Below are 18,941 nucleotides of genomic sequence, written 5' to 3'. Positions count from 1 at the left end.
CCCAGCCCAATTAAATTGCTGTCGTTTATTGGAGGTGCATCTTGCCTAAATCAATTTTTCAAAGAATTGTAATATCGAAGGCGGTTCGTTTTGCAACGATCGCATTCTCATCTCTTGCAGTAGGACTCACTACCTGTCAGTCTGCTTTTGCACAACTCAATATTGGACGCTATGGTATCCAACAAGGATTGGAGTCTGAGTATCTCCAGTACCAAATCAATAACCAGAATTTGAATCAGATGCGAGTCATTCCTGGATGTAATGTGGGATTTGGTCTGACTTGCAATAAAACTGGATCGGTAATCCAACGATTAGTGGAATTAAACGGTGGGAGTACTTATCAAAACCTCCTGATTCGAGCAGCCGGTGGGGAAAAAAATTTCCAGAATTTTGCTAGCTTTTACGGTAACAATCCCAATCTGTCTGTGGTGCCTTTCGCCTCTTTTTGGAGAAACGAATCCCCCGCAATCATGGATAGCTCTCAATACCTTCTTGGACAACATTTTGGTCGCAATCCAGTAGAAGGACTCGGACTGGTAACAAACCAGTTCTACTGGTCTCCATATTCAGGAGGCAATAACTCGGTCAGCCTCCGTGATGGACTACTAGACTTGAAATTTTCATACGGACGACTGCTGTTTGAGGAAGCCTCAAAAATTTCTAACATTAAGGAGCAAATTCAATCTTTAGGTCTGTCGCCAGAGATGACGAATTTTTATATAGATAAAATCTCTACAGGCTTAAATGCGTTGAATTCTGGAGATCCAAACCAACTCGAAAAGAGGGTTTTTGAGCTACTATCTTATCCATACTCCGAAGATGGTGGGGAACTCGGACGACCCAACAACGCGATTCCAGAAGAATTTAATCAGCTTTTGGGAGAAGATATCCCAGGAGATATGTTGGTTAGTGACAGTCCAGTACCGTTGGATGGAGAAACAATAGCCTTTGATATCCCTGGCTCTGAGGGAGATGTCGTCGTAGCAGATAGTCCTGATTCCTTTCCACTCTGGCCACTAGGAATTGGAGCTCTTGTTATAGCGATGATTCTATTAATGGATGGCGATAGTTCTTCAGGTCAACCATCTGTTTCTCAAGGAAATACACCTATACCTATACCTACTCCTCCACCTACGCCTTTGTCTCTCACCAGCAAAGGCGAATGCGATCTGACTCCTAGTGGTAATGGTTTTGATCGCACACAGATCATTGAGATTCCGTGTAATGTTACTCCTAAACCCCCTACGGAAGTGAAGAAGGTAGTGGAGCCATCAACGATCAAAGCGCTTGTATTGCTAATTGTTCTACTATACATAGTTCGTTCTAAACATCGGTCTTTAAAAATCCGTAATTCATAATTAGACATCTGGTAAAAAACGTGAGTTCGACGGCTCATTTAGTAACCGCCTAATTAGCGTAAATACTGAAACCTCTCCCTGGTTTTACTACGCAAAACCGTCCCTCTCCGACTCGGAGAGGGACAGACTTGAATGCAAGTTCAAGGCAGGGAGAGGTTTATCGAACTCACGTTAAAAAAGTATGTAGAGGCGTAGCAGTGCTATAAATAAAGCTACCTCCACAGGTAGCTTCGTAAAGATTTCTATAGGCGGTTTGATATCCTTGATGGTATTGCTAACGAGGTTGTTGTGATGAAAGTTGCGATCGTCTGTTAATCTGCGGCCAATTCACAACATTCCACCAATTATTCAAATACTCAGCCCGACGGTTGCGATATTTAAGGTAATAAGCATGTTCCCATAGATCGTTACCCATAATCGGATAGAAACCATCCATTATTGGGTTATCCTGATTTGCTGTAGTAACAATCTGAAGTTGATTTTGAGGATTGCGTACTAGCCAAACCCAGCCACTACCGAACCGAGCAGCACCTGCTGCGTTAAACTGTTTTTTAAAGGCATCAAAACTGCCAAAAGTTTGGTTAATTTCTTGAGCGATCGCTCCCGTTGGTTGTCCACCACTGTCGGGACTCATCAGTTGCCAAAAAATCGTGTGGTTGAGATGACCACCACCGTTATTACGCACCTTTGTCCGAATATCTTCAGGTACGCTCTTTAAATCCACTAATAAAGCTTCAACACTTCTTTTTTGCAAATCTGGGTACTGCTTTAATGCATCATTTAAGTTCTTGACGTAGCTAGCGTGGTGTACATCATGATGCAATTTCATCGTTTCAGCATCAATAGCTTTTCCTAGTGCCCCATAACCATAAGGCAATGGTGGTAGCTGTGCAGGGAAAGCACTTAGTGCCCTATTAGGATAAGCCACAGGGGGAAATGAACTAGCAGGCGTTGGTGTTGGTGTAGAAGATTGTGCCTCAGCTATTAGTACTGGTTGATGAGAAATTAGCAGAATTGCCAGCACAATTGTTGTGAAGAAAAAAACTATTTTTTTTCGCCAAAATCTTATCATAAATTGTAGCCTCAAAATCAATATTATTGGCTTGCAATCTGATAAGGGACTATTATTTGATAGCCCACTTAACCCAGATATATATCTTACTTTATCAGGTAATTAGAACAAAAATTTTCAAGACAATAGAATTAATCCCTACAAGTCTATGGGGCTATTTAACACACCCCAAAATCTCCATTGCGAACAAAAAATCTCTAATAAATTTCCAATACAAGCATTGTTGCATTCAAAATTTTTATAAAATAAATAGCTGAAAACTGATACGGCTTTTATGTCTAGAAAATTTTAAGAATATTTTTAGATCTATCTTAACATAGAAATATCTAGTTATAAGTCCATTATCTAATTTCTTCCCTTAGGTATATAACTTAAAATAACAAGCAAAACTCTTGGCAGATATAGGCGAAGTCTTATTTTGCTAAACCTATAATTAAACCATTGTAAACATTAAAATATGTGCTACTGACAGTTGTGTAGTGATTGTTAGTTAATTAAAATACACATGATACAACCTAATCCATAAATACCCTTATTGTTCAAAGCTTTTTGATATCTACATATCTAATATGAACAAATATGGATAATTTTTAAGTTTGTTATGGTTCCAAATTTCTAGTTAGCCGACTATCAAAAATCAAGTTAGTAAATACATATAGGAAAAGGTAAATAAGATGTATCACGATCTAATTTTGCAAAAAACTCTAGTAGCCAATAGTAATTTACATCAAGGAAACTTGAGTGAAGTAAGAAATGAGCAAGCACAAACGCATGACTTAAGCATCCCCGATTTAGCGATATCTTTATCTCCTGTTGGCTTTCTAATTGGTTGGGTAGTTTTTTTTCTAATATTGCAAAAAATCCGGGCATTTTTCGATGATAAAATGGTTATTTCTATTAACGGTTTACACAAACTCCCCTGTAAAAACTGTCGATTTTATTCAAATAATCATTATCTAAAATGTGCAGTCAATCCTTCTGTTGTTCTTACCGGAGAAGCAATGAATTGTTCTGAATACTCACCTAATAATAAAAAAGGTTCCTCTAAAACCCTTTTTGAGTAGAAATAATTTTATAGCAACAATCTTCGTAATCTACTGCAACAGTTTAAGATGGTACATTACGGCTGTTCCATTATTCAGCTTATTTTGGCGCTTTGAATCTGTCTGTAGATAGATGCAATATTGTGAGCATCATCAATACCGCGATGATGTGTACCTTTCAATTCTATCCCTAGCTCATTGAGAGCTTGTGCCATACCAAATCTTTTAGATACGCCAAGATATTCTGAGAATTCCTCTTTGATATTTATGTGTTCTGAAGTAAAAGGGTAAGCGAAATTATGAAACGCGCAATCTTGAATAAATTGCTTTTTGTCGTAATTACCCCAAGAACAAAAAATATGATTGGGAAATGAACAAATCCATTCTTTAAATCGAGAAATTGCCTCAATGAACTTTGGTGCTTCATCGACATCTTGCTGCTGAATACTAGTCAATTTGGTACAAAAATCTGTCAGTTGTGGATGTCTCACAGGTTGGATGAATTGCTGAAACTCAGAATCAATTTCCCATGTTGCTCGATTGAGCATCACCGCACCGATTTCAATGATTTCCATTTCGTGACGAGGAATAGTCTTCTTGTCACAGCACGTAGCCTCCAGATCGACTATCAAATAATAGTGGGATATTTTAGTTTGCATATTAGGGAAGAAATACTAAGAACGAATATTAGTAATTATTTATACTTATTTTTCAAAACTGACACAATATATTACACAAGTAGTACTTGTAGTCCAATTGTATTGAGTATACTACAAAAGCGTAATGCTTCCAGCTTTTTATCTATTTGCGCCACAACCCCTTGTAGGATTTCACATCTATATTCCAATACAGTTCAGTTAAGCAATTTTTTCCTTCTCTTTCTTTTCTCTGTGTCGCGCCAGTTGCTACAAGTCGGGGAACCCGACGACAGTCGCCTCAAGTCGGGAAACCCGCCCACGGCGCTGTCTCCCCAACGCACTGGCTTCTCTGTGCCTCTGCGGTAGCCTGCGGAAAGTCGCTCCGCGTCTACGTTAAAAAATGACTTTGACAAAGACTATTAGCCTTAAATGAACCATATTGATCTATATGCGACTAGTAGACTTAGAGAAAGGAATTTAGATTGATGAAAAAGGTTTAACCCAACGGAGTTTAATCGCAAAATCAAGAGCGATCGCAGCAAACACAAACCACAATAAACTTTCTGCCGCTAATACCAAAAAAGACCAAATTGTGATATTTGAATTCAACCCAAGCTCTATCTGAGTCAATCCCCGCACCAAACCAAAGGCCAGAACCCCACCAGCTTTAAGTTGGGGATTTTTATCTGAGCGGATGATATAGCGGTAAGTGACACCAAATAGTAAGCCACTAAAAGTTGCGATTGCACCACTCACCCACAAGTGCCAGTTAACATCACTGTGCAGACTTGCAAGGTTCTGAAAATACTTTGCTAGTACAAAAGTATTCAAAGCACTGAGAAGTACAAAAACAAAACACACAGAGAAACCTCCAACTATTCCAGCTTTGAGGGATTCTATGCGTTCTACCATTAATTGAGGATCTAAAATTGGATTCACTCTATATAGAAATTAGTGATTAGGTATTAGAGAAATTTTTTCTTGTCTCCAGTATGATAAATGCTAGAGCAGCTTTGTAATTAATTAAATGCTTCTATTCTATAGGAATTTTGATGGTAAATTCGGTTCCTGTACCTGGTTGAGAATTTACATCTAATACACCCTTGTGTTTCTCTACAACTATTTCATAAGCAATCGACAAGCCAAGTCCGGTGCCTTTCCCAACGTTTTTTGTAGTAAACAACGGCTCAAACAAGCGTTTTTTAAGCCGTTCAGGAATACCAATTCCATTATCAGCAATCCGAATTATAACTAATTGTTCAGAATCGACCTCTGTTGCAATTTTAATCTCAGGAATTAGATTGCTCATTTTGCCTTGCATTATAGCTTCATCAAGGGCATCAATTGCATTTGCCAAAATGTTCATAAATACTTGATTCATTTGCCCTAGATAGCAATTTACCTCTGGCAATACTCCATAACTTTTAATAACTTCAATACTGGGACGCTCGCCATTAGCTTTGAGGCGGTGTTGCAAAATCATTAGTGTACTATCTAGCCCTTGGTGCAAATCAGCAGGTATTTTTGTATCGCTATCCGAACGAGAAAAGTTGCGGAGTGAATTAGAAAGGTTTTGAATTCGTTCACTTCCTAGTTGAAGTGAGTTCACAATTTTTCCCATATCTTCGAGAACGAAGTTCAGATCCAATCTTTCAATCGCAGTAGTAATTTTAGCTGTTGGGTTGGGATACTCTTGTTCATACAGTAGGAGCAACTCGGTTACTCCTGCAATGTATTCTTCTAAGGGTGGAATATTGCTGGAAATAAAATTGATGGGGTTGTTGATTTCATGGCCAATACCAGCGATTAACTCTCCGAGTGTTGATAGTTTTTCTTGCTGTACCAATTGGACTTGGGCTTGTTGCAAAGCCTTTGTGCGATCGCTAACTTGTTGTTCCAAAGATTCAGTCAATTTTTTGAGCTGTAAATGTACGCGCACTCTCGCAATGACTTCCTCTTGTGCAAACGGTTTAGGGATATAATCTACTGCGCCAAGAGAAAATCCCTTCGTTTTGCTTTCTGTATCCGCCAAAGCAGTAGTGAAAATAATCGGAATGTTTTGGGTGGCAGGATTGGCTTTAAGACGACGACAAGTTTCAAATCCATCAATACCCGGCATTTGTACATCCAGCAAAATCAACTCTGGCTGATTGCGTTCAGCCTGGGCAATCGCAGTTTCTCCATCGACTGCAACACGGAAACGAAAACCTTCACTATTGAGCGCTGCACACAGGACAGATAAATTTGTCGGATTATCATCCACAATTAAAATAAATTCGTGATTTAGGGGTTTGATCATGATGAATTAGAAATTGGAATTTAACTGAAATTAATTGATGTATTTTTCAATAAAAGTTTCCAAACGTTTGAGTTGGAAATTACTAGCAAGCTGCATGAGCTGCTGGGAAAACATGTTTAGTTTCTCATCAGATGCAGAAAGTTTTTCAGCCAGTTCTAAAATATTTTGAATGTCGCCATCTTGTGATAGTTCGAGTAACTCTTGCAAAACATCTTTGCTAGGATGAATCATCTCATTGTGTTGATTAGAACTATCTTGAGAATTTTTTTTGATAGCGTCTACCTTAGCGTCAAAAATCCATTCTAGTTGCAAAAACTGTCGTAGCATTTCCAGTAGATTTTCAGCTTCTACAGGCTTTGGTAAAAAGGCATCTGCACCTACATCAATACTTTTGTGCTGGTCGACTGCAAACACACTTGCTGACGAAGCGACGATCGGAATTTCTTTAAATGCCCCAGACTGACGCAAACGCCTAATTAACTCAAATCCATCCAATATCGGCATCACTAAATCAGTGATAATCATATCTGGTTTGTGGGCTAGGGACTGTACCCATGCTTCCTGACCATTACTAGCTTCTACAACAGTAAACCCAACTGGCTCTAGTAAATTTACAATTACCGATCGGTTTTCCCATTTATCATCTGCAATCAAAATGGTGCGCCTTTTTCCTTGATAAGCAATAATAGTTCCCTGCTCAACTACTCTAGAAACCTTTGCCCAGTCTTTAGATTCTGACAAGTTTGCCTCAAACCAGAAAGTGCTACCTTTGCCAAATTCACTTTGCACTTTAATTTGACCACCCATCAACAAAACAATTTTTTGACTGATTGCTAATCCTAAGCCTGTACCTTCAGATTGTCGTTTCTGACTTCCCACTTGTTCAAAGGGCTGGAATATTTTTTCGGCTTGTTCAGGGGTTATGCCAGTGCCAGTATCTACTACCTCAAAGCGAATTTTGTAGTTAGTTTTTCCATTAGCATTTGATTCTTGATTGATGACCTGAGTTTTGAAAGTAACACTGCCTTGATGAGTAAACTTCATGGCATTACTAAGCAAGTTAATCAGTACTTGCCGCAAGCGTTTTTCATCACCATGAATACCCGTTGGTAAATTAGGATCGATTTCAATGTTAAATGCGATGACTTTTTGTTCTGCCCTGATGCGGCAAATTTCAGTCACGCTATCTATAAAGGCAGGCAAGTAGAAATCAACAGGATACAATTCCAACTTCCGGGCTTCGATCTTGGAGAGATCCAGGACATCATTAATTAAGGTTAAAAGATGAGAACCACATTGATAAATAACGCTGAGTCCTTTGCGTCCTTTTTCACTTAAAGATTCTGTGCGTTGGAGAATTTGTGTATAGCCCAGGATACCGTTAAGAGGTGTGCGTAGTTCATGACTCATATTGGCCAGAAATTCACTCTTGGCTTGGCTAGAGTTTTGAGCAACTTCTTCTGCTTGACGTAGTTCTTTCTCAATACGCTTGCGCTCGACAATTTCTGTTGAAAGTATTCGATTAATAGCCTCTAACTGGTCTGGACTGGGTAGTGCTAAAGCTTGAGGCATGAGGTAAAATAACGCAAATGCCGTGTATATTGAAATAATGGCAGTTAAAGCTTTTAAACCACCTGCAATCCAATAGTCTGGATACCAAAGCGTCCAAATATCCATTAAGTGTCCAGTACCGCAGGCAATGATAAAAGCACCAAATAACAAAAAAACTCCATTGAAAGGAACGTCTTTGCGTTTGGAAATAAAGTAAATCAGTAGGAAGGGAATAGAATAATAAGCCAGAGCGATCGTAGCATCAGAAATAATGTGGAGCCAAACTAATCCAGTTTGCCAGAGATAACAATGTCCGTGGGGAATAAAACCATTAGATTGGAAAGGATAGTTGAAAAATGTCTGCATCATACTAGGGGTTGTAGGATTTTGAATATATACCCGTAACCCTAGTATTCCCAAAGCATCTAGTAGGAAAGCGCGATCGCTATTTTTTTACATTCGTCTTTATTAATGCTTGAAGTGCTAGCTTACCAAGAAAAATGTGTATATTTGCGTAGGCGTAGCCCGTCGTAGACATCGCCAGCCAAAGTTACAATGCCATTTATTATAAAAAAATCTCAGCCTGCCCAATCCCTGTATGATAAATATTAGAAACCTTTTGTAATTATTTGAAAAGCGGGACTATGGAGATTTTGACACTAGGTTGGGTATCGCTGTTAGTTGTGTTCACTTGGTCAATTGCAATGGTAGTTTGGGGACGTAACGGACTGTAGAGGCATTGTGGAAAGTCCATTTTTGAGTATTTTAGCTTTAGTTGCCGTACTGCTGCTCGTAGTAGTCACCGGTGGTATTGGTTATTTAACCGTGGCAGATTGGCGCGATCGCCGTCGCCGAGATGAAGAGAAACGCACCAGCCGCAGCGCCACTCCCAAGCGGCGATAATTTTCTCGTGGTTGAAAAATGTTCTTGTAGGGACACGATAGTATCGTGTCCCTACATTGTTTTTTGGCATTCTAAGGAAATAACTGTTACCTTTGCGATCGCAACGGGAATCATGAGATAGAAGACTTTCAATATTTAAAGTCCCACTGGGAATGGAAAACTCCTCTACTACTCAACCCATAGAACCAAATTCAGAACAGCAAGAATCGCATTCAGCTGTGACATCCTCCTTGCGTCAGAATGAGCAACAAAAAGCCTTGTCTGGAGTTATTGCCCGCATCCGCGAGTCTCTAGACATAGAAACCATCTTCAAAATTACAGTCACTGAAGTCCGCCAACTTCTGAAAACCGATCGGGTTGGCGTGTTTCGTTTGTATCCTGATTTGGCATGGGAAGGGGAATTTATCTATGAAGATGTGGCCACAGAATGGGATTCGGCACTAGCAGCCAAATTGTGCGACCACTGCTTTAGTGAGGAATTCGCAAGCTTGTATCAGCAAGGTCGTATTAGAGCAATAGCTGATATTTATCAAGTTAATGCTAGTGATTGCTACATCCAGATTCTAGAAAGATTCCAAGTACGTGCCAATATAACTGCCCCCTTGATAAAAGGTAAAAATTTATGGGGATTATTGTGTATTCATCAGTGTAGTAGTTCTCGGCAATGGGAAGCATCAGAAATTGAGTTTGTGCAATTAATCGCCGAACATCTAGGAGTTGCTTTACAGCAAGCAGATTACCTGGAACAAGTCAAATTACAATCTGCACAACTAGCACAAGCAAAAGCCAGAGAAAAAGCAGCCCAATGGCAGAAAACCATAGCCATAACCATTGAGAAAATTCGTCAGTCTCTAGACTTAGAAAGCATTTTCCGCACAAGCACCGTAGAACTTAGGCAGCTGCTAAATGCTGACCGCGTGGCTATTTATCGCTTCAATCCTGATTGGAGTGGTGAATTCGTGTTTGAATCAGTGGCAGAGGGTTGGATTTCCCTCATAGATGAACAATTGCAGCGGCCGGAATTAAGTGAAAATGTTAGTGAATGTAGCGCCAAAGATTTAGCTAAACCCCCAGTTGCTGATACCTACTTACAAGATACCGAAGGTGGTAGCTTTAGCAGTTGTGAAGTATACCGAATTTGTAATGATATTTACAATTCAGGTTTTAGCGACTGCTACATAAAAATCTTAGAAATTTATCAGGCAAGAGCTTATGTAATCATTGCTATTTACCACGGTCAGAAACTCTGGGGCTTGCTAGCAGTGTATGAGAACGCCAGAACCCGTGATTGGCAAAAAGATGAGGTTTACTTGCTTACCCAAGTGGGCACGCAATTAGGTGTGGCTTTGCAGCAAGCGGAATTTATTCAACAAATGCAAATCCAAGCAGCAGAGATTAGTAAAGCTGCTGAAAGACAAAGGGCGTTGGCGAACACTGTAGAAAAAATTCGTCAGTCTTTGGAAATTGAAGCCATTTTTAAAACCACAACTCAAGAAGTCCGTCGGCTATTAGAAGTGGAACGAGTGGCAATTTATCGCTTCTATCCTGATTGGAGTGGCGAATTTGTCGCCGATTCTATTGTTGATGGCTGGACACCAATAGTTAAGCCGCAGCCAGTGACAGAAGGTGTTTTTGTGCAAGGAAAGCAAGCGGGTAAGTATGCACGGAATGAAGCTTTTGTACCAATTTCTCAGGGTGAGAAGTTGTGGGGATTGTTAGTAGCTTATCAAAACTCCCAGCCCCGCTATTGGCAAGATGAGGAAATAAACTTATTAGCGCAAGTTGGCGTTCAATTAGGGGTAGCATTACAGCAAGCTGAGTCATTGAAACAGATGCAGGTGCAGACTCAAAAACTAGCTAAAGCTGCCGAGCGAGAACGGAAAGCAGCCGAAAGGGAAAAGGCGTTAGCCGCAACAGTGGAGAAAATTCGCCAGTCTCTTGATATTGGAACCATCTTTGCTACTAGTACAGAAGAAGTCCGAAGGTTATTGGAAGTTGATCGAGTCACAATCTATAGATTCCGGGCTGATTGGAGTGGTGAATTTGTTGCTGAGTCATTAGCCCAAGGTTGGACACCAGTAAGGGAGATTGTACCCGTAGTTGCAGATGATTACTTACAAGAAACCCAAGGTAGAAATTTTGCTAATGGTAAAAGTATTGTCATTAAAGATATTTATAGCGCCAATTATTCTATCTGTCATATTGCCCTGCTTGAGCTAATGCAGGCTAGGGCATATATGATTGTGCCGATTTTTCAGGGTGAGAAACTTTGGGGATTACTAGCAGCTTATCAAAATATCAAGCCCCGTGATTGGCAAGAGGATGAGGTAGATTTGGTGATGCAGATTGGTACTCAGTTAGGGGTAGGACTTCAGCAAGCAGAATTACTCGAACAAACTCAACGTCAAAAAGAAGAACTGACCCAGACTCTTAAAGAATTACAGCACACTCAAAGCCAGTTAATTCAAAGTGAAAAAATGGCAGGTTTAGGGCAGTTAGTTGCTGGTATAGCACATGAAATTAACAACCCGATTAGTTTTATTTATGGCAACATCACTTATGTTACTGAGCATGCCGAAAATTTATTGAAATTACTGCGTCTTTATCAGAAACAGTATCCTAAGACAACAGAGGAAATTAAAAAGCAAGTAGCAGTACTGGATTTAGATTTTATTAGTGATGACTTACCCAAAATTCTTACTTCAATGAAGATGGGGGCAGATCGGATCTCTCAATTAGTCTTGTCGTTACGAAGTTTTTCTCGACTTGATGAAACAGGAATGAAACCCGTTGACCTTCATGAAGGTATCGACAGTACTTTGTTGATTTTACAACATCGGCTGCAACCAGAGACTAATTCTTTTGCTATTGAGGTAGTTAAACAATATGGTGAATTACCTCCATTAGTCTGCTATGGGGCCCAGATGAATCAGGTGTTTATGAATATTCTCAACAATGCGATCGATGCACTAGAAAACTCAGCAACTAGTAGAAAAAAAATTGACAATCCTAAAATTTGGATTCGTACAGAAGTTATCGAAGGAAATACTATTCTGATTTGGATTGCTGACAATGGTTGTGGAATTCCAGAGATTAAGCGATCGCGCATTTTTGAACCTTTCTTTACCACCAAACAACCTGGACAAGGTACTGGCTTGGGGTTATCTATTAGCTACCAAATCATTGTGGAAAAACACGGCGGTAATATCAAGTGTGTTTCTGAACCTGGCAAAGGCTGTGAGTTCTGGATAGAAATCCCGCTCAAACGGACAGTTAGTTAAGAAAAAATGGGCGGTGCTTTCTCTACGAGAGGCTACGCCATCGCCTACACTTTTTTTAACGAACCACAGAGGCGCAGAGGACACAGAGCAAAAAGAGAGCGAAGCGATCGCTTTTTTATGTCACACAATAGGCGCACTCGATTAGGAACCGATTCTTGATCCGTTCGATACCATGTAAACGTCGGGACGTTCTCAGTAAACTAAAATAGTTATTCACGCTAAAATATAATATGATTACCAGTGCTAAAACTGATTAATATCTACTCGTGTTTTTAAATTATCTACTTGCAAGGTATTTATAATCAAGGTAAATTTACAGCAGATAATAAAGCTATCTATTTTAGTTGCTAATTACGGGCATGAGGTTATTATTGCCACAAGCAATAAAAAACATCTATCTATTTTTATTGATGCTAGAGAATGGCAAGAAATTTAGAAAATGAACCAAGCGATCGCACTGTGGAGATTTAGCGATCGCTCTTTTTAACGAACCACAGAGACGCAGAGAACACAGAGGAAAAAGAGAACGAGAGACGCACTCGCGTTTGCCTACGCACTGTGGAGATTTTTTAGGCGATCGCTTATTATAATTTCACTAGCATTAGTAATATAAGTTGCTCTATGAATTAATATGGAAACTAAAGAAATTCTCCAAGCACTCCCAAGCCTGAGCATAAGCGATCGCCTGAAGATAGCTGAGTCAGCCCTGCAATTAGTTCTTCAAGAAAAACACTCACTTACCAAAGATGAGCAAAAACGCCAATTAACACTAGCGGCAGTGACAGCTATTGCAGATTATGCACCTGGTAGTGAATTAGATATATTCTCTGACTTAGAGGGAGAAGACTTTTGCGACTATCCAGATTAAGACTTACACAACTCAGGAAATTATGTATAGAGGTGAAGTCTGGTTAGTTAATTTAGATCCAACAGTAGGGACAGAAATTAGCAAAAAACGTCCTTGTATCATAGTCAATGATGATGCTATTGGGATTTTGCCTTTGAAGGTCATTGTCCCAGTTACGGATTGGAAAGAAAGATATGCTGTTAGACCTTGGATGGTGCGCCTGGAACCAAGCACAGAGAACAGTTTAGCTAAAGTTTCTGGTGTAGATACTTTTCAAATACGTTCAGTTTCAGAAACAAGATTAGTTAGAAAACTAGGTCAAATCTCTGACTCAGAAATGCAACTTATTTGTCAAGCATTAGCTGTTGTCTTAAATATTTCTCACCCAATATATTAGCGATCGCTTTTTTTAACGAACCACTCAAGGCATAGAGGACACAGAGGAAGCAGAGGGCGATCGCACGCTGAAGATTTTGCAGGTGATCGCTCTTTTTAACGAACTACAGAGACGCAGAGTACATAGAGGAAGAAGAGAATACTACTTAAGTAAATATACTAATTATACTGTAATGAATCCCTATCAATCTACAAGGACTTACAAAGAGGCATAAAGTATAATAAAAAACGTAAATCTGAGAGTCAGGTGTATTAATGTCTATCGTCAAGCTTACCTTACATGAAGGTTCTGGAAAAAGATTAGAATCTGTATGGAAAGGAGTATGCCCTATATGTGAAAAAGAGCGTCTTTTTAGTCATCAGTACTTTGATACTAATATCGTATTTGCAATATTTTCTGGTGTGACTAAAACTTTTTGGACTAAAGGAAAATCCTTTGTCGATTTACTTAGTGCAACAGATGCTGTTGATGTTATGGGCTGTGAACAATGCCATCATCCTATGGCTATTTGTCCTTTTTGCAATATGGCTTTTAGCACAGATGCTAATGCCTCAATTTATCATTGTCCCCAATGTTACAAGGATTTAGCTTAAATAAATTTACTTAGGAAACAAAAAAATGACATTTACAATTAATATATCCCCTGTATTGCTAGTATATGATTTTGAGCGCAGTTTAGTATTCTATGATGCTACAATGACAGCACTAAGTTTTCCTCGCTGTAAGAACTTTGAGGCAAACGGCATGAGAGAAGCACAATATTGTTTAGACGAAGATTCAGATTCAAAAGTTTTGTCACTTATTGAAACCCGCGATCTTCCAGGAACTACCCAACTGTTTACTAGCTTGTCTAGTTTCCCAGCTAAAAATCAGAGTGCCGTAGATACATTTTTTGCGGCTGCCATAGCAAATGGAGCTACTGAAATTGAAAAACCAGGGTTAAGAGAAGACAACTATTATAGTACTTCTGTCAAAGACCTAGATGGTAATCATATTGGAGCTTTTTGGCGTAATTCAAATTGATTAGCCTAATTTTCAGATTCTTTCCTTAACTAAAAAACTTGCCTTAAGATTCTTAAATCCCAAGGCAAACAAACTCTCTAATTCTTTCTTTACTTCGCGCCCTTCGCGTCTTGGCGGTTCGTTAAAGTTGCTTCACTTCCGAAACCAACTTCGCCACCATATCCTTAGCACTACCAAAAAGCATCGTAGTTTTATCCTTGTAGAACAATTCATTATCTACACCGGCAAAACCCGTACTCATCCCGCGCTTAATTACAATCGTCTGCTTCGCCCGATCTACTTCCAAAATCGGCATACCATAAATCGGGCTATTTGTATCACTCCGCGCCGCCGGATTTACCACATCATTTGCTCCAATCACTAAAGCGACATCCGCTTGATCGAACTGGGGATTAATATCATCCATGTCGTACAACTGGGTATAAGGCACATTTGCCTCTGCAAGTAACACATTCATGTGTCCCGGCATTCTCCCAGCAACAGGGTGAATGGCATACTTGACATCAACGCCCATTTTTTCTAACTGATCTGACAATTCCCGGACGCTATGTTGCGCTTGGGCAACTGCCATACCATAACCAGGCACAATTACCACAGAACGGGCATAACCCAACATCATCGCTCCTTCTTCAGGATCGATGCTGCGGACACTTTGATCGATCGCACCACCACTAGCAGCAGCACCACCAGAACTAGAACCTGTACCAAAAGCGCTGAACAGCACACTAAATAAGGAGCGGTTCATCGCCTTACACATAATCTCGGTGAGGATTAAACCAGATGCTCCTACCAAAGCACCAGCGATGATTAACATATTGTTCATCACCACGAATCCAGCCGCCGCCGCCGCCACACCTGACAAGGAGTTCAACAGCGAGATTACTACTGGCATATCGCCGCCACCAATGGGGATGACAAACATCACGCCCAACACTAAAGAAACACCAACCACTCCCAAGAATATGGGTAAGCTATCTGGTGTGATGATTAAATAGGCACTACCTACTATATAAGCACCCAAAAGCAAGAGGTTAAATGGTTGCTGGAAAGGAAATGTAATCGGAGAACCGCTAATTAAACCTTGCAATTTAGCAAAGGCTAGAAAACTACCCGTGAAGGTAACACCACCGATTAACACATCCAACAGCATGGAAATGTTGACATCTAGGGGTATCGGCTGAGAACTATCTAATAACCGCCAGAATTCGGCAACGGCTACTAATGCGGAAGCCGCACCGCCCAAACCGTTGAGTAAACCCACCATTTGGGGCATTTCGGTCATTTGGACTTTGTAGGCAACGATCGCACCAATTCCCGATCCAATCGCCAAGCCCAACAATATCATCTCGTAGTTCAACACATGCTGATCCAGCATTGTTGCCACAATTGCCAGCAGCATCCCCACAGCCGCTACAATATTACCGTTTCTCGCAGTAGCAGGCGATCCCAGCTTTTTCAAGCCCAGAATGAATAACGATGCAGCGACTAAGTACGTCAGCTGAATGCCAGTTGGTAAAAAGTCGCTCACGCCTTAATCTCCTTCTTCTTGAACATTTGCAACATTCTGTCTGTCACTAAAAAACCACCCACAACGTTGATTGTTGCTAATACCACAGCAATCAAACCGAGAATTACTGACACACTCGTATCTCTCGCACCAGCAGCAACTATTGCTCCCAGTACCGCAATGCCCGAAATCGCGTTTGAGCCTGACATTAAGGGCGTGTGTAGAGTCGGTGGGATTTTGTTGATGACTTCAAAGCCGATAAATGATGCCAACACAAATACAAACAAAGCAGCAAGTAATGCCTCTGTCATGAAATCAAAACTCCTTATGGTAATTTGGCTATTAACCTGCTCCAACGCCGCTCAAAGCTTGTAGCGCATCGCGCACTCGTTGATTGCGAATTTCACCAGCGTGGGTAACGCAAGCTGCATCAACGATGTCGTCGCTAAAGTCCACCCGCAAAGCTTTGTCTTTAATTAGCAATTGCATCAACGAAGTTACGTTCTTGGCATACAATTGGCTGGCGTGAATTGGCATCGATGATGGGAGATTGATGGGGCCGATAATCGTTACGCCATTCCAGACAATATCTTTACCGGGTTCGGTACAGGCGCAGTTACCACCCTGGTCAGCAGCCAAATCCACAATCACTGAACCTGGTTTCATTTGTGCCACCATTTCTTCTGTGACGAGCCGTGGTGCTTGTCTGCCAGGAACTTGGGCGGTGGTAATCACCACATCAGAATTTTTGACGTGTTCGGCGACAACTTCTTGGGTGCGTTGTTTGCTAGCTTCGGAAATTTCCTTGGCGTAACCGCCAGCAGCGACGGTTTCTTCGTCTAATTTGACTTCAACGAATTTTGCCCCTAAGCTTTGCACTTCTTCTTTAACGGCGGGACGGATATCAAAGGCTTCTACTACTGCTCCCAAACGTCTGGCAGTAGCGATCGCTTGCAATCCGGCGACACCAGCGCCCATAATAAATACTTTCGCTGGAGCGATCGTCCCTGCGGCTGTGGTTAACATTGGGAAATATTTCGGTAATGCAGCTGCCGCAATTAATACTGCTTTGTAACCTGCTAATGAAGCTTGCGAGGACAAAGCATCCATACTTTGCGCCCTGGTGGTACGGGGAATCATTTCCATACTCAAGGCTGTAATTTTCCGATTTGCTAGTTGCTCTGCTACAACAGGATTTCCTAAAGGATTGAGGAAACTGACTAATACAGCCCCTTCCTTTAACAAATCAACTTCTGAACGTCCATCTTCTCGTTCTTGTGGTGGGCTGACTTTCAAAAGAATATCTGTTTCGCCCCATAATTTGGCAGTATCGCCAATTATTGTGGCTCCTGCGGCTTCATAGTCAGTATCGCTGAAAAAAGATCGCTCTCCTGCACCCTTTTCTACCCAGACTTCCAAACCTTGCTTTACCAATCGAGCAACCGTGTCAGGAATTAATGCCACACGACGTTCACAAACTTCAATTTCTTTAGCAACTGCTATTCTCATGAAATCTCCTGAAGATAAATACCTAATCTCTGCCCAGTAAGTAATTGTCTAGATGAGGGATATCCCGTATTCATAGTACTTAGGCAGGAACATCAGCCATGACTTTTACTTGTAGATTGAACCTTGAAACTTTCCTCTCCCACTCTTAGCTGTCCAGGCAATGTCTGACTTTGCCGTTCGCAGATGTCATATTTTCAGATAGTTGCAAACAGGGTTACGTATTGCACATCCTAAATTGATTCCCAAATTTTGCATCTTTATCTTCAGCTTATTTTCGGGATTGAGAAATTTTGGTATTCCTGTCTTATAGAGTAATATTGACCCAATTTTGAAGGCTTTATAATTTCCAAATCAAATTTTAATGATTACGACTTTGATTCCAACTCATTTTAATCAATTTAGCCCAACTTAACTGGCGATCGCTGATGCCACGCCTCAATTTTTATAACAAAATTCTCAAATTTAGATACACTTATACATATTTAGAAACACAATCCAATCCCAACGGTGTTTCTATTGAGTTCCAAATTTGACCAACCTAGTCATCAAAACAGTACTCTATAAGGGTAATAAAGTAAATTGATTACATGTAATATTTATCACTAAGGAATTTTACTACTGTCTAAACATCAGGGAGGATGGCACTTTTTGTTGTTACTGAACGTCAATTGTCAGGAAGTGAGTAGTAAACTTTAGTAACGAATACTAACACACGGTTATTTTAGATAACAGATTTATTTTTTGGTAGAGGAAGTTCAATTATGCGACGTTTACTTTCCGCTTTAGCCGTGACTAGCTGTTTAGTGACTGGATTTCCAGCCCTGACTTGGGCACAAAGTCTACCTGGATTTACGCTGTTTAGCGGCGTTAAAGCCGAAAATCAACTGCCCTTCCGGTTAGATTTTGGTGGACAAGCCAATGGTTGGGATCGATATATATTGAGGATTCCAGCCCAAAGAATGAAATTGGCAGTTGGTCAATTTGCCATTACCTACCCTGATTATTACAAAGGAACTTTCGACCAGAAAAAAATTGAAGTCCGAGTCAAAGGCAAAGCAGTTCCGCTTTCTGAGGTGAAGTGGGACAAAGAAGGTAAGCTAATTAATATTTTTCCCCAAGAGCCTGTACCAGCAGGTAGCGCAGTTGAGGTAGTCTTGTCTAACGTGAAAAACCCATCCTTTGGCGGAGTTTACTACTTTAATTGCCAAGTGCTTTCCCCTGGCGATGTGCCACTATTGCGCTACATGGGAACATGGATTTTGAGCATCAATTAAGAATGCTGATTGGGTGTAACCAATGCCCAATTCCCAATTCACTAAAAAAGTGATACAATTAGAGATTGTGAGTTTTTATAAAAATCACCTAAGAGGAGAACAGTATGAAAAGAACACTAGGCGGTACTAGCCGTAAGAGAAAAAGAACCTCTGGTTTTCGTGCCAGAATGCGGACACCAGATGGTAGAAACGTAATTAGAGCTAGGAGAAAAAAGGGCCGTCACCGTTTGAGCGTTTAG

Annotated in this window: 19 protein-coding genes; 11 read left to right on the top strand and 8 right to left on the bottom strand. The window is 40.5% G+C overall.

What is annotated here, in order from left to right:
- Positions 1-41 precede the first annotated feature (41 nt).
- Complete coding sequence (locus NPUN_RS08125; RefSeq protein WP_012408309.1) at positions 42-1,358, top strand: hypothetical protein; 1,317 nt, start codon at positions 42-44, stop codon at positions 1,356-1,358.
- A gap of 274 nt (positions 1,359-1,632) precedes the next feature.
- Here NPUN_RS08125 and NPUN_RS08120 read toward each other — a convergent pair whose 3' ends face one another.
- Positions 1,633-2,430 carry a superoxide dismutase gene (locus tag NPUN_RS08120; protein WP_012408308.1) on the bottom strand — a complete coding sequence of 266 codons (798 nt, stop codon included), beginning with the start codon at positions 2,428-2,430 and terminating at the stop codon, positions 1,633-1,635.
- Between the two features lie 674 nt (positions 2,431-3,104).
- Between NPUN_RS08120 and NPUN_RS08115 the strand changes: the two genes are divergently transcribed.
- Positions 3,105-3,494, top strand: a complete 390-nt coding sequence (locus NPUN_RS08115) for a hypothetical protein (RefSeq protein ID WP_012408307.1) — start codon at positions 3,105-3,107, stop codon at positions 3,492-3,494.
- 74 nt (positions 3,495-3,568) lie between these two features.
- Here the strand turns inward: NPUN_RS08115 and NPUN_RS08110 are convergent, their stop codons facing one another.
- From NPUN_RS08110 to NPUN_RS08095, 4 genes are all read right to left on the bottom strand, one after another.
- A complete protein-coding gene (locus tag NPUN_RS08110; protein ID WP_012408306.1) occupies positions 3,569-4,132 on the bottom strand; it encodes a 3'-5' exonuclease in 564 nt (187 codons plus the stop codon).
- A 456-nt stretch (positions 4,133-4,588) separates the two neighbouring features.
- Positions 4,589-5,023: a hypothetical protein gene (locus NPUN_RS08105; protein WP_012408305.1), complete on the bottom strand. Its 435-nt coding sequence runs from the start codon at positions 5,021-5,023 to the stop codon at positions 4,589-4,591.
- 121 nt (positions 5,024-5,144) lie between these two features.
- Positions 5,145-6,410 (bottom strand): hybrid sensor histidine kinase/response regulator, encoded by a 1,266-nt coding sequence (locus NPUN_RS08100; RefSeq protein ID WP_012408304.1) that lies wholly within the window; start codon positions 6,408-6,410, stop codon positions 5,145-5,147.
- Between the two features lie 30 nt (positions 6,411-6,440).
- Complete coding sequence (locus NPUN_RS08095; RefSeq protein WP_041565995.1) at positions 6,441-8,327, bottom strand: ATP-binding protein; 1,887 nt, start codon at positions 8,325-8,327, stop codon at positions 6,441-6,443.
- A gap of 278 nt (positions 8,328-8,605) precedes the next feature.
- Here NPUN_RS08095 and petN point away from each other — a divergent pair, with 278 nt between their 5' ends.
- The 7 genes from petN to NPUN_RS37390 all read left to right on the top strand — a co-directional run bounded on the left by petN (position 8,606) and on the right by NPUN_RS37390 (position 14,412).
- Positions 8,606-8,695 (top strand): cytochrome b6-f complex subunit PetN, encoded by a 90-nt coding sequence (gene petN / locus NPUN_RS38660; protein ID WP_012408302.1) that lies wholly within the window; start codon positions 8,606-8,608, stop codon positions 8,693-8,695.
- Positions 8,696-8,702: 7 nt separating this feature from the next.
- The gene (locus NPUN_RS41640) at positions 8,703-8,864 is read left to right on the top strand and encodes a hypothetical protein (protein ID WP_012408301.1); all 162 of its coding nucleotides are present in this window, start codon (positions 8,703-8,705) and stop codon (positions 8,862-8,864) included.
- Positions 8,865-9,016: 152 nt separating this feature from the next.
- The gene (locus NPUN_RS08090; RefSeq protein ID WP_012408300.1) at positions 9,017-12,145 is read left to right on the top strand and encodes a GAF domain-containing protein; all 3,129 of its coding nucleotides are present in this window, start codon (positions 9,017-9,019) and stop codon (positions 12,143-12,145) included.
- A 631-nt stretch (positions 12,146-12,776) separates the two neighbouring features.
- Positions 12,777-13,013, top strand: a complete 237-nt coding sequence (locus tag NPUN_RS08085) for a hypothetical protein (RefSeq protein WP_012408299.1) — start codon at positions 12,777-12,779, stop codon at positions 13,011-13,013.
- A gap of 22 nt (positions 13,014-13,035) precedes the next feature.
- Complete coding sequence (locus tag NPUN_RS08080; RefSeq protein ID WP_012408298.1) at positions 13,036-13,389, top strand: type II toxin-antitoxin system PemK/MazF family toxin; 354 nt, start codon at positions 13,036-13,038, stop codon at positions 13,387-13,389.
- 254 nt (positions 13,390-13,643) lie between these two features.
- Positions 13,644-13,982 (top strand): hypothetical protein, encoded by a 339-nt coding sequence (locus tag NPUN_RS08075; protein WP_012408297.1) that lies wholly within the window; start codon positions 13,644-13,646, stop codon positions 13,980-13,982.
- A gap of 25 nt (positions 13,983-14,007) precedes the next feature.
- Positions 14,008-14,412, top strand: coding sequence for a VOC family protein (locus NPUN_RS37390; protein ID WP_012408296.1), 405 nt, complete (start codon positions 14,008-14,010; stop codon positions 14,410-14,412).
- Between the two features lie 121 nt (positions 14,413-14,533).
- On the opposite strand, the gene NPUN_RS08065 is transcribed toward NPUN_RS37390, so the two are convergent.
- Genes NPUN_RS08065 through NPUN_RS08055 form a run of 3 tightly spaced genes read right to left on the bottom strand, consistent with a single transcriptional unit; the run spans position 14,534 to position 17,428 of the window.
- Positions 14,534-15,940, bottom strand: coding sequence for an NAD(P)(+) transhydrogenase (Re/Si-specific) subunit beta (locus NPUN_RS08065; protein ID WP_012408295.1), 1,407 nt, complete (start codon positions 15,938-15,940; stop codon positions 14,534-14,536).
- Complete coding sequence (locus NPUN_RS08060; RefSeq protein ID WP_012408294.1) at positions 15,937-16,230, bottom strand: NAD(P) transhydrogenase subunit alpha part 2; 294 nt, start codon at positions 16,228-16,230, stop codon at positions 15,937-15,939. The genes NPUN_RS08065 and NPUN_RS08060 overlap by 4 nt, the downstream gene beginning before the upstream one ends.
- 31 nt (positions 16,231-16,261) lie before the next feature.
- Positions 16,262-17,428 (bottom strand): Re/Si-specific NAD(P)(+) transhydrogenase subunit alpha, encoded by a 1,167-nt coding sequence (locus tag NPUN_RS08055; protein ID WP_012408293.1) that lies wholly within the window; start codon positions 17,426-17,428, stop codon positions 16,262-16,264.
- Between the two features lie 761 nt (positions 17,429-18,189).
- Here NPUN_RS08055 and NPUN_RS08050 point away from each other — a divergent pair.
- A complete protein-coding gene (locus NPUN_RS08050) occupies positions 18,190-18,702 on the top strand; it encodes a DUF2808 domain-containing protein (RefSeq protein WP_012408292.1) in 513 nt (170 codons plus the stop codon).
- A gap of 104 nt (positions 18,703-18,806) precedes the next feature.
- Positions 18,807-18,941: a 50S ribosomal protein L34 gene (gene rpmH, locus NPUN_RS38655; protein WP_012408291.1), complete on the top strand. Its 135-nt coding sequence runs from the start codon at positions 18,807-18,809 to the stop codon at positions 18,939-18,941.

It is taken from the genome of Nostoc punctiforme PCC 73102, assembly GCF_000020025.1.
In the GTDB taxonomy this organism is placed as follows: domain Bacteria; phylum Cyanobacteriota; class Cyanobacteriia; order Cyanobacteriales; family Nostocaceae; genus Nostoc; species Nostoc punctiforme.
The sequence above is the reverse complement of the archived record's forward strand: the minus strand, read 5'-3'. Positions and strand labels throughout refer to the sequence as shown.

What these genes read in the sequence shown, in the direction of transcription:
- NPUN_RS08120 (WP_012408308.1), bottom strand. Translation starts at nt 2,430, where the DNA reads ATGATAAGATTTTGGCGAAAAAAAATAGTTTTTTTCTTCACAACAATT.
- NPUN_RS08115 (WP_012408307.1), top strand. Translation starts at nt 3,105, where the DNA reads ATGTATCACGATCTAATTTTGCAAAAAACTCTAGTAGCCAATAGTAAT.
- NPUN_RS08110 (WP_012408306.1), bottom strand. Translation starts at nt 4,132, where the DNA reads ATGCAAACTAAAATATCCCACTATTATTTGATAGTCGATCTGGAGGCT.
- NPUN_RS08105 (WP_012408305.1), bottom strand. Translation starts at nt 5,023, where the DNA reads ATGGTAGAACGCATAGAATCCCTCAAAGCTGGAATAGTTGGAGGTTTC.
- NPUN_RS08100 (WP_012408304.1), bottom strand. Translation starts at nt 6,410, where the DNA reads ATGATCAAACCCCTAAATCACGAATTTATTTTAATTGTGGATGATAAT.
- NPUN_RS08095 (WP_041565995.1), bottom strand. Translation starts at nt 8,327, where the DNA reads ATGCAGACATTTTTCAACTATCCTTTCCAATCTAATGGTTTTATTCCC.
- petN (WP_012408302.1), top strand. Translation starts at nt 8,606, where the DNA reads ATGGAGATTTTGACACTAGGTTGGGTATCGCTGTTAGTTGTGTTCACT.
- NPUN_RS08090 (WP_012408300.1), top strand. Translation starts at nt 9,017, where the DNA reads ATGGAAAACTCCTCTACTACTCAACCCATAGAACCAAATTCAGAACAG.
- NPUN_RS08085 (WP_012408299.1), top strand. Translation starts at nt 12,777, where the DNA reads ATGGAAACTAAAGAAATTCTCCAAGCACTCCCAAGCCTGAGCATAAGC.
- NPUN_RS08080 (WP_012408298.1), top strand. Translation starts at nt 13,036, where the DNA reads ATGTATAGAGGTGAAGTCTGGTTAGTTAATTTAGATCCAACAGTAGGG.
- NPUN_RS08075 (WP_012408297.1), top strand. Translation starts at nt 13,644, where the DNA reads ATGTCTATCGTCAAGCTTACCTTACATGAAGGTTCTGGAAAAAGATTA.
- NPUN_RS37390 (WP_012408296.1), top strand. Translation starts at nt 14,008, where the DNA reads ATGACATTTACAATTAATATATCCCCTGTATTGCTAGTATATGATTTT.
- NPUN_RS08060 (WP_012408294.1), bottom strand. Translation starts at nt 16,230, where the DNA reads ATGACAGAGGCATTACTTGCTGCTTTGTTTGTATTTGTGTTGGCATCA.
- NPUN_RS08055 (WP_012408293.1), bottom strand. Translation starts at nt 17,428, where the DNA reads ATGAGAATAGCAGTTGCTAAAGAAATTGAAGTTTGTGAACGTCGTGTG.
- NPUN_RS08050 (WP_012408292.1), top strand. Translation starts at nt 18,190, where the DNA reads ATGCGACGTTTACTTTCCGCTTTAGCCGTGACTAGCTGTTTAGTGACT.
- rpmH (WP_012408291.1), top strand. Translation starts at nt 18,807, where the DNA reads ATGAAAAGAACACTAGGCGGTACTAGCCGTAAGAGAAAAAGAACCTCT.